1 protein-coding gene is annotated in these 262 nt (G+C 61.1%); it reads right to left on the bottom strand.

The features are described 5' to 3' along the window. Nucleotides 1-262, bottom strand: a 262-nt coding sequence (locus tag ACCD05_RS31950; RefSeq protein WP_413397699.1) for a response regulator, incomplete at both ends; no start/stop codon positions are given.

Genomic DNA, 262 nt, shown 5'->3' with positions numbered 1-262 from the left:
CATTAGGGGTGTCAGTGCGGGCAGTGAGCATGATGATCGGGACGCCTGACTCACGTCGGATGTCCTGACAGATCCGGATACCGTCACGCCCGGGCAGCATGAGGTCGAGAAGGACCAGGGCGGGCCGGTGCTCGCGGAATACGTCCATGACAACACTGCCGTGCCCGACCCATGCCGTCGAGAACCCTTCTTTGATGAGGACAAGCTGAAGCATCTCCGCTAGGGCCGCGTCGTCGTCAACGACAAGAATCGGCCCATGATC

Source organism: Rhizobium sp. Rhizsp42, assembly GCF_047304155.1.
Classification (GTDB): Bacteria; Pseudomonadota; Alphaproteobacteria; order Rhizobiales; family Rhizobiaceae; genus Rhizobium.
The sequence above is the reverse complement of the archived record's forward strand: the minus strand, read 5'-3'. Positions and strand labels throughout refer to the sequence as shown.